At 66.0% G+C, this 14,100-nt stretch carries 14 protein-coding genes and 1 tRNA gene; 8 read left to right on the top strand and 7 right to left on the bottom strand.

The window, feature by feature from the left end; genetic code table 11:
* The first annotated feature begins 12 nt into the window (after positions 1 to 12).
* From ACODS2_RS04800 to ACODS2_RS04785, 4 genes are all read left to right on the top strand, one after another.
* A complete protein-coding gene (locus tag ACODS2_RS04800) occupies positions 13 to 897 on the top strand; it encodes a hypothetical protein (protein ID WP_488997782.1) in 885 nt (294 codons plus the stop codon).
* Between the two features lie 381 nt (positions 898 to 1,278).
* Positions 1,279 to 1,722, top strand: a complete 444-nt coding sequence (locus ACODS2_RS04795; protein ID WP_298169499.1) for a hypothetical protein — start codon at positions 1,279 to 1,281, stop codon at positions 1,720 to 1,722.
* A 120-nt stretch (positions 1,723 to 1,842) separates the two neighbouring features.
* Positions 1,843 to 2,205 (top strand): hypothetical protein, encoded by a 363-nt coding sequence (locus ACODS2_RS04790; RefSeq protein ID WP_298169496.1) that lies wholly within the window; start codon positions 1,843 to 1,845, stop codon positions 2,203 to 2,205.
* A gap of 129 nt (positions 2,206 to 2,334) precedes the next feature.
* A complete protein-coding gene (locus ACODS2_RS04785) occupies positions 2,335 to 3,579 on the top strand; it encodes a glycosyltransferase family 4 protein (protein WP_488997781.1) in 1,245 nt (414 codons plus the stop codon).
* A 21-nt stretch (positions 3,580 to 3,600) separates the two neighbouring features.
* Here ACODS2_RS04785 and ACODS2_RS04780 read toward each other — a convergent pair whose 3' ends face one another.
* From ACODS2_RS04780 to ACODS2_RS04765, 4 genes are all read right to left on the bottom strand, one after another.
* Positions 3,601 to 6,018, bottom strand: coding sequence for a beta strand repeat-containing protein (locus ACODS2_RS04780; RefSeq protein ID WP_488997780.1), 2,418 nt, complete (start codon positions 6,016 to 6,018; stop codon positions 3,601 to 3,603).
* A 126-nt stretch (positions 6,019 to 6,144) separates the two neighbouring features.
* A complete protein-coding gene (locus tag ACODS2_RS04775) occupies positions 6,145 to 6,579 on the bottom strand; it encodes a hypothetical protein (RefSeq protein ID WP_488997779.1) in 435 nt (144 codons plus the stop codon).
* Positions 6,580 to 6,754: 175 nt separating this feature from the next.
* The gene (locus ACODS2_RS04770; RefSeq protein ID WP_488997778.1) at positions 6,755 to 7,075 is read right to left on the bottom strand and encodes a DUF2218 domain-containing protein; all 321 of its coding nucleotides are present in this window, start codon (positions 7,073 to 7,075) and stop codon (positions 6,755 to 6,757) included.
* Between the two features lie 8 nt (positions 7,076 to 7,083).
* Entirely contained in the window at positions 7,084 to 7,557 is a 474-nt protein-coding gene (locus tag ACODS2_RS04765; RefSeq protein WP_488997777.1) for a PadR family transcriptional regulator, read from the bottom strand.
* A gap of 18 nt (positions 7,558 to 7,575) precedes the next feature.
* Here ACODS2_RS04765 and ACODS2_RS04760 point away from each other — a divergent pair, with 18 nt between their 5' ends.
* The 4 genes from ACODS2_RS04760 (at position 7,576) to ACODS2_RS04745 (ending at position 10,320) form a co-directional block, all read left to right on the top strand.
* Positions 7,576 to 7,806, top strand: a complete 231-nt coding sequence (locus ACODS2_RS04760; protein WP_488997776.1) for a hypothetical protein — start codon at positions 7,576 to 7,578, stop codon at positions 7,804 to 7,806.
* Between the two features lie 227 nt (positions 7,807 to 8,033).
* Positions 8,034 to 9,356, top strand: a complete 1,323-nt coding sequence (locus tag ACODS2_RS04755; RefSeq protein ID WP_488997775.1) for a replication-associated recombination protein A — start codon at positions 8,034 to 8,036, stop codon at positions 9,354 to 9,356.
* A complete protein-coding gene (locus ACODS2_RS04750; protein WP_488997774.1) occupies positions 9,353 to 10,225 on the top strand; it encodes a hypothetical protein in 873 nt (290 codons plus the stop codon). Before ACODS2_RS04755 ends, ACODS2_RS04750 begins: the two co-directional genes overlap by 4 nt.
* A 19-nt stretch (positions 10,226 to 10,244) precedes the next feature.
* A tRNA-Thr gene (locus ACODS2_RS04745) sits at positions 10,245 to 10,320 on the top strand.
* Between the two features lie 191 nt (positions 10,321 to 10,511).
* Here ACODS2_RS04745 and ACODS2_RS04740 read toward each other — a convergent pair.
* The 3 genes from ACODS2_RS04740 to rhaI all read right to left on the bottom strand — a co-directional run bounded on the left by ACODS2_RS04740 (position 10,512) and on the right by rhaI (position 14,061).
* Positions 10,512 to 11,525, bottom strand: coding sequence for an inorganic phosphate transporter (locus tag ACODS2_RS04740; protein ID WP_488997773.1), 1,014 nt, complete (start codon positions 11,523 to 11,525; stop codon positions 10,512 to 10,514).
* A gap of 13 nt (positions 11,526 to 11,538) precedes the next feature.
* A complete protein-coding gene (locus ACODS2_RS04735; protein WP_488997919.1) occupies positions 11,539 to 12,600 on the bottom strand; it encodes a DUF47 family protein in 1,062 nt (353 codons plus the stop codon).
* Positions 12,601 to 12,768: 168 nt separating this feature from the next.
* Positions 12,769 to 14,061, bottom strand: a complete 1,293-nt coding sequence (rhaI, locus tag ACODS2_RS04730; RefSeq protein WP_488997772.1) for an L-rhamnose catabolism isomerase — start codon at positions 14,059 to 14,061, stop codon at positions 12,769 to 12,771.
* Between the last annotated feature and the right edge of the window lie 39 nt (positions 14,062 to 14,100).

Here is a 14,100-nt window from a genome sequence, read left to right as displayed (position 1 = left end):
CTGGCGCTGATCGTGGCAACGAGCGCGTGGGGCGCCGGCGCGCCTGCGCTGAGCGCACTGATCTGGATTGCGCCCGGGCATGAGGCGGCGGCGCTGACCCGCCAGCCGGCGATGTGTTCGCGGGCGGCAGCGGGCGATGCGCAGGTCATGATCGGCGAGGCGCTGTTTAACGCCCCGATGCTGCTGGGTGGGCAGGCCGCGCGCGCGGACATGAGCTGCGCGAGCTGCCACAGCAACGGGCGGCGCAATCCGCACTTTCAGCTGGACGGTGTTTCAGCAGGGCCCGGGACGGCGGATGTCAGCTCCAGCTTCTTCAGCCTGGCGCGGGCCAACGGGCGGTTTGATCCCAAGCCGATCCCCGATCTGGCCTATCCGGTGAAAGTCTCGCGCGATCCTGCTTCCGGCGCGCTCGAGCGGTTCCTGCGAGGACTTATCGTCGAGGAGTTTTCCGGGCGCGAGCCTTCGCCTGCGGCGCTTTCTGCGCTCGCGGCCTATGTCCGCGCGATCGGCGATTGCGGTGCGGAGCAGGAAAAGCCGCGCCGTCTTGCCGATCAAGTTGCACTCGTGCGGCTCTCGGTCATGGCAGCGGAGCGCCTTGCTGCTGCGGGCGATCCGGAAACAGCGGCGATTGCCGTGGCCGGGGCACGCCACCAGCTGGGACTGATCAACGAGCGCTACGCCGGACAGGGCCTTGCACGGGAACGGGACCGGCTGCTGGCCGCATCACGCGCCTTGCAACCTGCCGCAGGGTCGCGCGCGCCAGAGAGGGCCGAGCTGCGGCGGTGGCTCACCGGGTTCGAGCGCAATCTGATGCCGATGCTGGCACGGTCCGAAATGCGCTCGCTCTATGACGACGCGCGCGCCGGACTGTGGGTCAGCCGGAACCGCCCGGAATAAGGCAGCCCCAGGCCTCGTTCGCGCAGAGCGCTGCCAGCGCATTCTGGATATCGCTAATCGTCATGACGGCTTCGCTCGGATTCTTTCAGGTGGCAACGGTCCGCCATGGCCCTGCGAAAATCCGGCGTTTCTGCTTGCCGGGTATGCTGGACCTGAGGAATGTCTTTACCCATCTGTTTCCAAGAGGTTTTTTAGCTTCCGAGCGAAGTAGACCGGGTGGCGGTTGACAGAGATGTTCAGCAAATAGGCCTTTAATCTGAACAAATCCTGCAAGCGCTATCCCACCTCCGTTCAGGCAGCGAGGCCTAGACAGATCTTCGACGGCGACGAATCGCGGCGGGATGTTCCAGTCGGCCTTTCCTTCGCCTCAGGAGACGGACCATGTTGAGGTTTGCAAAGAAGGGGACGCTTGCCATCGCCCTTGCCGCCACGGCGCTCGCCAGTGCCACGCCGGCCATGGCCGATCCTTATGGCGGCTATCGCCACCACCGCGGCGGCGACGGCACCGGGGCGGCGATTGCGGGCGGGATCATCGGGCTGGCGCTGGGCGCGATCATCGTTTCGGCGGCAAACAGCAATCGCAACCGCGACCACTACGACCGCCGCTACGACAACCGCTACCGCGGCCAGGTTCAGTACCAGAATCAGTATCGGGGCCAGCCGAGCTGGCAGGGCGCCTACAATGGCGATCCCTATGACCAGCGCTATCAGGGCGGGCAGCCGGGTTATAGCCGCGATGGCTATCCGCAGGGCAACGACGGGTACTACGACCGGCGCGGCTATCGCGATCCGGACACCGATCAGGACGAATACCGGGGCAACTGATCCCGTCTTCGGGGCGGCGCGCCGCATCGGGCGCGCCGCTTCAGAAACGGTTCAGGGCGGTAGTGCTCCCTTCCACGCATGAGCGCAGGCCCGGGACCGGCCCCGCGCAGGAGAAGAGCCATGAAGCTTTGGAAACCAGGACTTGTCGCTGCCGCGCTTGCCGCCGGCAGCATGGTGATGGCAGTGCCGGCAGAGGCACACGGCCGGCGCGGCGATGATACCGCCGTGGCGATCGGCGCGGGCGTGCTCGGCCTTGCCGTGGGCGCGGCGATCGCCTCGAACAACAATTCGGACGTCTATGTCCGTTACGACAATCGGCCGCGCTATTATGGCGGGTATTACCCCGCCTATCCGGTCTATCGTGCCTATCCGGCCTACCGCGCCTATCCGGGCTGGCGGGGCTATGATCCGCGCTACGAACAGTGGCGGCGCTGGCGCGAACACGAACGCTGGGAGCATCGCGGAGGCTGGCGCGGCTGGTAAACTCGGGTCTGGTCGCACCCCTACGCTTTCACGATAACCCTGCTCGCACCGGTCACTTGCGCGGCGCATGCGCCCGCAGGTGACCGGTGCGCCTTCCTTATGGGGGCAAAAGACACTATGGGCGCGCGGATGGACCGCACCGCCGAGACCGCCGCCGAGACCGCCATTGTAGAACCAGCGCAGGACGCATCACCCGTGGACGCCCCGCTGAAGGGGCTGCGCGTGGCGCTGCTGAGCGGCAATTACAACTATGTGCGCGACGGGGCGAACCAGGCGCTGAACCGGCTGGTGGGCTATCTCCAGCGACAGGGGGCGCAAGTTCACGTCTATGCGCCCAAGGTGCGCAAGCCCGCGTTCGCATCGATGGGCAAGCTGGTGGGGCTGCCTTCGTTCCCGGTGCCGGGGCGCGCGGAATACCGCATCCCGTTTTCGCTGGGCCGCAAGGCGCGCGCCGATCTCAAGGCGTTTCAGCCCAATGTCGTCCACGTCTCATCGCCAGACCCTGCCGCACACCGCGCCGTTAGCTGGGCGCGAGGGCGCGGATTGCCGGTGCTGGCGAGCGTGCACACCCGCTTCGATACCTACCCGCGCTATTACAACATGGCCTGGCTGGAGCCGATCCTGACTGCGCTGCTACGGCGGTTCTATCGCCGCTGCGATGCGCTGGTCGCGCCTTCGGAATCGATGGCGCAAGTGCTGCGCGAGGAGCGGATGAACTATGACATCTCGCTGTGGTCACGCGGGGTGGACCGGACGATCTTCAATCCCGGACGGCGCGATCCGGAATGGCGGCGCAGCCTGGGCATTGCCGATGACGAGGTAGTGATCGGCTTCCTCGGCCGGCTGGTGATGGAAAAGGGGCTCGACGTGTTTTCGGACACGATCGACGAGCTCGCCCGCCGGAGCGCGAAGGATGGCACGCGCCACCGGGTGATGGTGGTGGGCGAAGGCCCGGCGCGTGCATGGTTCGAGGCGCGGCTGCCGGGCGCTGTCTTCACCGGGTTTCAGGGCGGCAAGGATCTGGGCCGCGCGGTGGCGGCGATGGACGTGCTGTTCAACCCATCGGTGACCGAGACGTTCGGCAACGTGACGCTGGAAGCGATGGCCTGCGGTGTGCCGGTGGTGGCCGCGGCGGCCACCGGGAGCCAGAGCCTCGTTTCCGATCGCGTTTCGGGCCGCCTCATCGCGCCGGGCGCGCTGCACCAGTTTGCCGAGGCCTTGCGCGCCTATGTCGAGGATGGCGCGCTGCGCGCAGCGCATGGCGCGGCAGGCGAGAGGCGCAGCCTCGATTTCAGCTGGGATGCGATCAACCAGGCCGTGGCGGACACGTACCTCAGGCTGATCCGGCAGAAGGACGCGCTGAAGCAGCGCTGAGCGTTCGGCTAAGCCACCCGCTCAGAACACGAAATCGGCCGCAGTGAGGTTTGCCTTGAGCACGCCTTCGAGCACGATGCCGATGCCGGGTGCGAGCGAGATGATGGTGTCGCTGCCCTGCTGCCTGGAAGCGGCCATGACTTCGGCGAAGGTATCATAGCGGCTGTCCCACACAATGAGCAGCCGGTCCTCGGTGCCGCCTGCGGTGAAATCGCGAATGCGGTCCCAGCCGCTGTCCGGTCCGAGCACGAAGGCATCATCGCCGGTGCCGCCAAGGATCACATCGTTGCCGCCGCGCCCGTCGATATAGTCGCCGCCCTCGCCGCCCGTGATCGTGTTGACCCCGGCATTGCCATAGAGCGCATCGCTCGCGCGGCCGCCGCGCAGGTTCTCGAAGCCGGTGAAGCTGTCGCCTTGCCCATCGTCACCAAAGCCCTGGCCGGAATTGAGATCGACCGAGACCCATGTGGTCGAGGTCTCGTAGCTCAAGGTATCGATGTCGCCGCCGCCGTTCATCGTATCGGCTCCCGCGCCGCCGATGACGGTGTCGCGGCCCGCACCGCCGGTCAGCGTATCGGCACCGGCACCGCCCATCAGCGTGCTGCCGGTCGCGCCGGCCTTGAGCGTATCGCCCAGAGCGGACCCCTCGACACCTTCGAAGCCCGAGAAGGTATCGCCGGTGGCATCGCCGCCGCTGGCCGTGCCAGCACCGAGATCGACCGTGACGGCAGCGGCGGAGCCGGTGTAATCGAGCCTGTCGATGCCCGTACCGCCGATCAGCGTATCCGCCCCCGCGCCGCCGCGGATCACGTCATTGCCGTTGCCGCCGTCGATCCGATCCAGGCCGCCACCGCCGACGAGAATGTTGCCATCGGTATTGCCGGTCAGCGTATCGTTCTGATCGCTGCCGATGATATTGCGGATGCCGGTCAGCACGTCGCCGGCAGCATCGCCGCCGCTGGCGGTCTGCGCGGCGAGATTGACGGTAACGCCGCTGGTGGAACCGGCATAGCTCGCACCGTCGTCGCCATCGCCCACCAGCGTATCGCCGCCAAGGCCGCCGACGAACCAATCGGCACCGCCGCCACCTGCAATGCTGTCGTCTCCCGCCCCGCCGAAGATGTAGTTGCTGGCGGCATTGCCGGTGAGGCTATCGGCAAAGCGGCTGCCGATGATGTTCTCGATGCTGGAGAAGGTATCGCCCGCCGCCTCGCCCGTGCCGGGGAGGCCGCCGAGGTTGACGGTGACAGCGCCGCCTGCCGAGGCATAGCTGGCGTAATCAGTGCCGTTGCCGCCGACCAGCTGGTCTGCGCCCAAACCGCCCTCGAGCGTATCGTTGCCATCGCCGCCGACCAGCCGGTCCGCACCGCCAAGGCCGAAGAGCTGGTCCATCCCACCCGCCCCGGAAATCACATTGGCGAGCCCGTTGCCGATGCCGGTGAAGACCGGCAGCGCGACCAGATTGGTGAGGTTTTCAACTTCGGCGCCAAGCGAATAGGTGGAACGGCCATCGATGCGGGCCTCGTCCACGCCGCCGCCCGCTGCCTCGACAATACGGTCGCCGGCGCTGTCGATGACATAGGCATCATCGCCCGTACCGCCGGTCATGAGGTCGTCGCCGCTCCCCCCGTCGAGTCGGTCGCTGCCCTGGCCGCCCTCGAGCTTGTCATTCCCGTCATAGCCATAGAGCACATCGTCACCGCCGAGGCCGGAGAGCGTATTGGCCTCGTTGTTGCCGTAGAGGGCGTTGGCCTCGCCGTTGCCCGTCCCGTTCAGCGGGCCGTTACCCCAGAGGATGAGGTCCTCGATATTGGGGGCAAGAATGGTGCTGATGGTCGAGAAGACGAGATCATGACCGCCGCCGATGTCTTCGACGATCCTGTCGCCGGTATCGTCGATGTAGTAGGTATCGTCGCCCGTGCCGCCGGTCATGCGATCAGCGCCGCTGCCGCCGTCGAGCTTGTCGTTGCCTGCGCCGGCGATGAGCGTATCGGCCCCGCCGCCGGAATCGAGCAGATCGTTGCCGCCCGCGCCGGTCAGCGCATCATTTCCCGCGCCGCCGAGCAGGATGGCATCGCCATCGGTGACGGCCGCCGTGAGGGTAACGCTGTTCTGCGCGAGCGCGGCGTTGAGGATGCGGAAGCGGCCCGACGCTTCCTCGCCGCTGAAACCGTTGACGGCGTAGAAATCGAGGTTGCCGTCGGCGATCGTATCGCCCGCAAAGCCAAGACTGATGGAGCCGAAGCCGCTGTCCCACCCGTAGCCGCCGTAGCCATAGGAGCCGTCCGAGCCGGAGTAGGAGAAATTCCACGTGGTTTCGTAGAACTGCTCGAAGGTCTCCGGATCGTTATAGCCGGGGATGTAGTAATCGACGCTCACATCGAAGGCGCCGGACGCGCGATCGACGAAGACGTTGAAGGTGGTGGTCCCTACCATCATCAGCTCTCCACAGCCCGATAGGGCTTATTACCTAGGAGAGTGTCATGGATGGGCGCGCGACGCGAATATCCGATACGGATGCAATCGTGATTTGCGGCAAGGGGAGCCGGGGCAGCGATGTAGCGATCAGGTGAGCACGCCTTTGGCTGCCATGCTGCGCGCGTAGATCAGGAAAAAGACGAGCGCGCTCCAGATCGTGAGCACGAGTCCCACCGGCGCGGCCTGCGGTGGGTGGAGCCAGAATGCCTGCGTGAGCTGGCTGACGGCGAGGCCGAGCAGCGAAAGCGCGAAGGCCGGGGCGGCCTGGCGCGAGCGGGCAATGAGCAGCAGCGAGCCCAGCAGCGAGCCCCAGACGCCGAGCGCCCAGAATGCAGTGAGCCATGCGGGAAGCTTCGCCATATAGGCGGCGCTTTCGGCATTCATGCCCATGCTGGCGAAGTAGCTTTCAGGCGAGAGCTTCGACATCAGGTAATCGTAGCAGCCGAACAGGTTCCACAGCAGGCTGAGCACCGCGACGAGCCAGAAGGATGCGGGGGTTTGCGGTCTTGCGTTCAGGGGCATTGCTTTGTGCTTCCTGTCCCATTCAGGCCACCCCACCCAACTCCGCTCACCCTGAGCTTGTCGAAGGGTGCTGGCGCGGCGGTCGTGCCAGATGCTTCGACAAGCTCAGCATGAGCGGGTTGAGGTCTGACCCCGTGGTTTTGGTCAGCCTACGCCTTGCCCTTGCCGCTGGCAATCAGCCGTCCAGATCGAACCATTCCCAGCCAAGCGTTTCGCGGAAGGCGAAGCGGTCGATGTGGCGCTCTACCGCGCCCTTGAGGCCGTCACGCTGGCCGGGCTCGCTGGCGGCGATGTGGCATTCGAGCGTTTCGGGGTGCGCGGTGAAGGTGACCACCGCATCTCCCGCCCACGCTGCGCCGCGCGCATCGCGGGGGAAGGTGACGGTGCCCTGCTGCGCATCGAAGGTGACGGCGAGGTTGTGCTCCCAGTGCTTGCAGACCTGCTGGAGGTATTTGCTGGCATGCTGGGTGGCGACCATGGCCCGTGCGCTGCTCATCGCGCTGCTCATTGCGTGGCTCCCAGGCGTTCGATCTTGCGCGCTGCTTCGTCGAGGATATCGGCGATCTGGTGCGCGGTGGCCTCATCCAGCCCGCCGCCGGCCTTGTGGCGCAGGGCGAGCATGAGATTGGCGACGGCGCGGCGAAGCGGCGGGCTGCCGCTGCGGCCTTCCGCCTCGGACCGGGCCTTGCCGAAATCGCCGAGGCGCTGGACGACGGCCTTGGCTTCTTCCATCCGGGGCGCGAGTTCGGCGCGGCCGGCCTCGGTCATGGTGAAGGCCTTGCGGGCGCCCTCCCCCGGAACCTCGGTGATCATGCCTTCATCGACCAACAGCGCGAGCGTGGGATAGACCACGCCGGGGCTGGGCGCATAGGCGCCGGCGGCGAGCTCCTCGATGGCCTTGATCAGCTCATAGCCGTGGCGGTCTTGTTCATCGAGCAGGAGGAGCAGGAGGAGGCGCAATTCGCCTGGGCCGAACATGCGTCCCCTTCCCCCGCCGTGGCGACCGCGGCCGCGAAAGCCTGGGCCTTCATCGTCCCAGTCCTCACCGCCGAAACCGCCGCCGCGATGGCCCCATCCCCCGAAGCCGCCTCCGCCGAAGCCGCGCGCCATCATCTTCATGGCGAAGTGATGCCCGAGGCCGTGTTTGTGGCCATGATCATGGCCGTGTCTGTGAAATCGCATTGCATATCCTTGATGCTTCATGATGGCTCTAAGATATATCTTTAAACGCTCTTGGCAAGGGGGTGGGCGAGAGTTTTTGCGGGCCGGGCGGCGGAAGGAAGCCAAACCCCGGATCAAGTCCGGGGTGACGAAGGAAGAAATGAGCCATCTTTCAGATACATAATCCCGTCACCCCGGGCTTGACCGGGGGTTCGGCTATTCTTCCTGCGCTGGGCGCGCCGCGCAACGTCCGGGGTGACGGGCAAGGCCTGCGTTGGTAGTGCCGGAGTCGGATGTCCGACCTGTTCGCCCCCTCCCCTGCCGAAACACCGCGCGATACGGCCGGCCACGATGCGCCGTTGGCCGAGCGGCTGCGTCCGGCGAACCTTGGCGAAGTCGTCGGGCAGGATCATCTGACCGGGCCGGATGGCGCGATTGGCCGGATGGTGGCGGCGGGCAAGCTTTCCTCGATCATCCTGTGGGGCCCGCCGGGCACCGGCAAGACGACCATCGCGCGGCTGCTCGCCGATGCGGTGGGGCTGCGCTATGTGGCAATCAGCGCGGTGTTTTCTGGCGTGGCGGACCTCAAGAAGGCCTTTGCCGAGGCTGAGGCGATGGCGCAGATCGGGCGCAAGACGCTGCTGTTCGTGGACGAGATCCACCGCTTCAACCGCGCGCAGCAGGACGGGTTTCTGCCCTTTGTCGAGAAGGGCACCGTCACGCTGGTAGGCGCAACGACCGAGAACCCGAGCTTTGCGCTGAACGCCGCGCTGCTGAGCCGGGCGCAAGTGCTGATCCTGCACCGGCTCGATGCCGAGGCGCTGGGATCGCTGCTGACGCGGGCAGAGGAACTGACGGGCCTCAGGCTCCCCCTCACCCCGCCGGCGCGCGAGGCGCTGATCGCTTCGGCGGATGGCGACGGGCGGTTTCTGCTTGGGCAGGCCGAAACGTTGTTCGATGTCTCCCTCCCCGCCCCGCTGGGGCCGGAAGAACTGGCGAAGTTCCTGATGCGGCGCGTGGCGGTCTACGACAAGGACCGCGACGGGCACTACAATCTGATTTCCGCGCTCCACAAGGCGCTGCGCGGATCGGACCCGCAGGCCGCGCTCTACTACATGGCGCGGATGCTGACGGCGGGCGAGGAGCCGCTCTACGTGCTGCGGCGGCTGGTGCGCTTTGCCAGCGAGGATATCGGGCTGGCGGATCCGCAAGCGCTGGTGCAGTGCCTTGCGGCGAAGGATGCGTACCAGTTTCTGGGCTCGCCGGAGGGGGAGCTGGCGATCGTGCAGGCGTGCCTCTACCTTGCGACCGCGCCCAAATCGAACGCGGCCTATGCGGCGCAGAAGGCGGCCTTCAAGAGCGCGCGGGAGACAGGTTCGCTCAGCCCGCCCGCGCATATCCTGAATGCGCCGACCAAGCTGATGAAGGACATCGGCTATGGCGAAGGCTATGCTTATGACCACGAGGCCGAGGATGGCTTTTCCGGCGCGGACTACTGGCCGGAAGAGATGCGGCCGCAGCAGTTCTACAAACCGGTGGAGCGCGGGTTCGAGCGCGAGATCGTGAAGCGGCTGGACTGGTGGGACAAGAAGCGGCGCGAGCGGCGGGGGGAATGAACCCGAACCGGTTCCGGCATTTTGCCGCTATCGATTGGTCCGGCGCAGCTGGCGAGCGGCACCGGGGCATTGCGCTGGCGATCTGCGGGGAAGGCGGCGCGGCGCCGAAGCTGGTGCGGCCGGGGCATCGCTGGTCGCGAGGCGAGGTGCTTGAGTGGCTGCGGGATGACCTGCCGGCAAACACCTTGGTGGGGATGGATCTGGGCATCTCCCTCGCCTTTGCAGACAGGGGTGCGTTCTTTCCGGGATGGGCGCAAAGCCCTGCCGATGCCAAGGCCTTGTGGGCGCTGATTGATGCGGTGTGCGAAGAAGAGTCGCATTTGTCGGTGAGCGCGTTTGTCGATCATCCCGAAGCTTCGGCGCACTTCCGGCGGCATGGCGGGCGCGAAGGAGCGGCCTTCGGAGGCGGGCGCGGGCGGTTTCGCGTGACCGAGCTGGCGCAGCGGGCGATGGGCTGCACACCCTATTCGAACTTCAATCTGGTCGGCGCGGCGCAGGTCGGCAAATCGAGCCTTTCGGGCATGCGCGTGCTGCACCGATTGCAGGGTGCGCTGCCGGTCTGGCCGATCGATCCGCTGCCGGAGGCTGGCTCGGTGGTCTGCGAGATCTACACGACGATTGCGGCGATGGCGGCGGGACGCAGCGCGGGGCGCTCCAAGATCAGGGACGGCGCGGAGCTCGATACGGCGCTGGCGCGGCTGGGGAGCGCATCGGCAAGGCTGGAAGGCGCGGTTGACGACCACACCAGCGACGCGCTGATCACGGCAGCCTGGCTGCGCAAGGTGGCGCACGATCCGGCGCTGTGGGCCCCGGCGGGCCTTTCGGAGGTAATTGCCCGCACCGAGGGCTGGACCTTTGGCGCCACCTGACGCTATGGACGGCGCCAAGGCCGGCTTAGCTCAGTTGGTAGAGCACCTGATTTGTAATCAGGGGGCCACGGGTTCGAATCCTGTAGCCGGCACCATCACCCTAGCGCTTACGAACCCGGGGCATTCTTGATGCGCTGCGCCGCAAGCGGCTCCGCTGTGGGTTCGAATCCTGTAGCCGGCACCATCACCCTCGCGCTTACAAACCCGTGGCATTCTTGATGCGCTGCGCCGCAAGCGGCTCCGCTGGGGGTTCGAATCCTGTAGCCGGCACCACTTACCCGCGAAATCAGAACAGCGTCGTCAAGCCGTAGAACAGCGCACCCACGGCGGCGGAGGCGGGGATCGTGATGATCCATGCCACGACCACGCTCTGCGCGACGCCCCAGCGCACGGCGGAGGCGCGGCGGGCGGTGCCGGCGCCGATGATTGCGCCGGTGACGGTGTGGGTGGTCGAGACGGGGACGCCGAGCGCGGAGGCGCCGAACAGTACGATCGAGCCTGCCAGCGAGGCGCTGAAGCCCTGGTGCTGCGAGAGCTTGGTGATGCGCCCGCCCATCGTCTCGATGATCTTCCACCCGCCCGTCAGCGTGCCGAGCCCGATGGCGAGATAACAGCTGATCGCCACCCAGTGGGGCACTTCGAACGGGCCGGTGAGGCGCCCGGTCGAATAGAGCAGGACGGTGATGATCCCCATCGTCTTTTGCGCATCGTTGAGGCCGTGGCTGAGCGAATAGGCGGCGGACGAGACGAGGTGCAGATAGCGGAAGCGCGTTTCCGCCGTGCGCGCGGAGGAGCGGCGGAACAGCCAGCTGGTGATGAGCATGACCATCATCGCCAGCATCATGCCGATGGTGGGCGAAAGCACGATGGCGATCAGCGTCTTGTTGAGGCCGCTCCACTGGATGCCGGTCATGCCGGCATGGGCAAGGCCCGAGCCGATCAGGCCACCGACGAGCGCATGGCTGCTCGAGGAAGGAATGCCCTTGAGCCAGGTGAGGATGTTCCACACGCTGGCCCCGATCAGCGCGCCGAAGACGACGGCGGGAGTGACGAGATCCTTGTCGATCAGCCCCTTGCCGATGGTGGCGGCGACGGCCTGTAGGCTGGGAAAACTGATCGTGAGGAAATAGGCGCCCGCGTTGAACACTGCGGCGAAAATGACCGCCTGCACCGGTGTCAGCAGCCGGGTGGCGACCACCGTGGCGATGGAATTGGCGGCATCGTGGAGGCCGTTCAGATAATCGAACGCCAGAGCGATGGCGATCAGCCCGACGAGCAACGGGAAGGCAAGCTCATGCATGGATCAGCCCTCCTCAGGAATGATCGATGACGATGCCGTCGATTTCATTGGCGGCATCCTCGAAGGCATCGACGATGCGTTCGAGGTGCTTGTAGACTTCGCGCTCGACCACGAAGCGCAGCGTATCGGTGGCGCCGTGATCGCGCAGCGCGCGGCGCAGGCCGGCGGCGTGGATCTCGTCCGCATGCGATTCCATGCGCACCAGCCGCTCGGTCAGCTCGTGCAGCCGCGTGCCGTTGCGCGCGACATCGCGCAGCAGCGGCACGGCTTCGGCCATGACGCGCGCGGCATCGACGATGATCGCGGCCATGTCGCGCATTTCGGGCGCGAAGGTCTTCACATCATAAATTCTGATCGCGTTGGCGGCGGCCTGCATCTCGTCCACCGTATCGTCCATCGCGCCGATCAGGCTGGTGATCGCGCCGCGGTCGAATGGCGTGAGGAAGGTCTTGCGCACGGTCTGCAGCACGGTGCGGGTAATCTCGTCGGCGTCGTTCTCGCGCTCGTTGATCTCGCGGATGTGATCGGCGCTGGATGAGCCTTCTTCGAGCAGCCGCGCCATCGCATCCGAAGCGGCGAGGACTGTGGTGGCGTGGGCCTCGAACATGTCGAAGAAGTTGCCCGATCGGGGCAAGAGACGCTGAAACCAGGCGAACATCGATCCGATCCGTGTATGGTGCGCCACGGCCCCTAGCACACTCGTGCGCTGTGTCGCTGCCTTGAATTCGGATGCGGCGAAAGATCGGATGAGATCTCGCAGATCGGGCTCGTCCACCGCGTCTGCCGCTTCGGCCAGCGTGAACCAGCGGCGCTCGCGCTGGTGCTGTTCCTTCCACGCGGGCATTTCGCGCGTGACGGCGAGCGGGAAGACATCGACATCGACCATCAGCGAGGCGCCGTTGCCGCGCTTCTTGCGGTAGCGATAGCTGCCGAGGGGGGTGGGGCAAGCCGCCCCGGCAACGCCGGCCTCTTCTTCCGCCTCACGCGCGGCGGCCATATGGGGCAGCATCGAGGCGGAAAGATTGCCCTTGGGAATGACCCAGCGCTTGGTCTCACGCGAGGTGACCAGCATCAGCCGAACTTGCGTATCGGCCTGCACTTCTTCGAAGCGATAGGGCAAGGCGGCGATCTGTCTGATGGTCAGGCTCCCGGATTCCGGCAGTCTCTAGACCATCGGTTGCAATCGAATGCCAGTTTCGTGACAGGATTTTGACAAGATATCGTCAGATATCCGGTGCAATCTTCAGACGATCCCCGCGCCGAGCCCCACAGCCGTGCGTTCCTGTGCCTTGCGGCTGCGGTACTGGCTGAGGCGGAAGGCCTCCAGCACATCGATCGCGCCGCCCGCTTCCATGCGCGCCATGGCGAGGATGGGGGCGACATCGGTGTTGTAGGCGCGGCGCAGCGCCTGGAAGGCCATCATCGTATCGTTGGCTTCCTGCGCGGCGTGGAGCGCAGCGCGGTCCACCAGCGCGGCCTTGGCGTAGCATTGGGCGATGGTTTCGGCAGAAGACAGCATCGATTCGATGGGATCTGTCACGTTATGCGACTGGTCGATCATGTAGCTGGGGTTGAAGCCGTCCCTCGGATTAAGCTCTGCTTCGACCAGTTCGTTGAACACGAGGAACAGCTGGTGCGGATTGATCGCGCCTGAATCGAGGTCGTCGTCGCCGTATTTGCTATCGTTGAAATGGAAGCCGCCCAGTTTGCCGAAGCGGTGGAGCCGGGCGACGATCTGTTCGATGTTCACGTTCGGCGCATGGTGCCCCAGATCGACGAGGCACTTGGCCTTGGGGCCGAGTTCCTGCGCGGCGAGGATCGAGGAGCCCCAGTCCGAGATGACGGTGGAGTAGAACGCAGGCTCGAACATCTTGTGTTCGAGCAGCATGCGCCAGTCATCCGGCAGCGCGGCGTAGATCTGCGCGGCGGCTTCGAGATAGCGATCAAGGCTGCGGCCAAGGTCCTGCTGGCCGGGAAAATTGGTGCCATCCCCTACCCAGACGGTGAGGTCCGTGGAGCCGAGCTGGCGGCCGATTTCGATGCATTCGATGTTGTGTTCCACCGCCTGCGCGCGGGTGGCGGCATCCTGCGCGGCGAGCGAGCCGTTGGCATAGGTGTTCGGCTGGCCAGGCTGGTCCTGAAAGGTGTTGGAATTGACCGCATCGAAGCCGAGGCCGAGGCTGGCCGCTTCTTCGCGCAGGGCCTTGTAATCGCTGACCTTGTCCCACGGGAAATGTGGGCTGACGCGCGGCGTGCTGCGGCCGAGCTGCTGGATGACGGCGCAGTCTTCAAGCTTCTCGTGGATATTGGTGGGCTCGCCGGGGATGGGGAACTTGGCAAAGCGCGTGCCGCCGCGCCCTGCGCCCCATGAGGGAACGGCGACGGAGAACTGGGCGACCTTGGCCTTGACGGCATCGATCTCGATCCCGGCGCGGGCGAGCTTGCGGCCGAGGGCGGCGTAGTCGTCCTCGAGCGCCGCGAGGTGGGCTGCGTTGCGTGTCCCGATAAGGTCGGACGAGATGGGGAACTGCGTCATCGTATTCCTTTCTGCCGCTTCCTTGCGGTGCGGGGCAAT

Source organism: Novosphingobium sp. FG137 (assembly GCF_057809735.1).
Note: the sequence above shows the minus strand (reverse complement) of the source record. Positions and strands in the feature narration are given on the sequence as shown.

Bases quoted from the DNA above. Each gene is read 5' to 3' on its own strand.
- ACODS2_RS04795 (WP_298169499.1), top strand. From the start codon at position 1,279: ATGTTGAGGTTTGCAAAGAAGGGGACGCTTGCCATCGCCCTTGCCGCC.
- ACODS2_RS04790 (WP_298169496.1), top strand. From the start codon at position 1,843: ATGAAGCTTTGGAAACCAGGACTTGTCGCTGCCGCGCTTGCCGCCGGC.
- ACODS2_RS04785 (WP_488997781.1), top strand. From the start codon at position 2,335: ATGGACCGCACCGCCGAGACCGCCGCCGAGACCGCCATTGTAGAACCA.
- ACODS2_RS04780 (WP_488997780.1), bottom strand. From the start codon at position 6,018: ATGATGGTAGGGACCACCACCTTCAACGTCTTCGTCGATCGCGCGTCC.
- ACODS2_RS04775 (WP_488997779.1), bottom strand. From the start codon at position 6,579: ATGCCCCTGAACGCAAGACCGCAAACCCCCGCATCCTTCTGGCTCGTC.
- ACODS2_RS04770 (WP_488997778.1), bottom strand. From the start codon at position 7,075: ATGAGCAGCGCACGGGCCATGGTCGCCACCCAGCATGCCAGCAAATAC.
- ACODS2_RS04765 (WP_488997777.1), bottom strand. From the start codon at position 7,557: ATGTTCGGCCCAGGCGAATTGCGCCTCCTCCTGCTCCTCCTGCTCGAT.
- ACODS2_RS04755 (WP_488997775.1), top strand. From the start codon at position 8,034: ATGTCCGACCTGTTCGCCCCCTCCCCTGCCGAAACACCGCGCGATACG.
- ACODS2_RS04750 (WP_488997774.1), top strand. From the start codon at position 9,353: ATGAACCCGAACCGGTTCCGGCATTTTGCCGCTATCGATTGGTCCGGC.
- ACODS2_RS04740 (WP_488997773.1), bottom strand. From the start codon at position 11,525: ATGCATGAGCTTGCCTTCCCGTTGCTCGTCGGGCTGATCGCCATCGCT.
- rhaI (WP_488997772.1), bottom strand. From the start codon at position 14,061: ATGACGCAGTTCCCCATCTCGTCCGACCTTATCGGGACACGCAACGCA.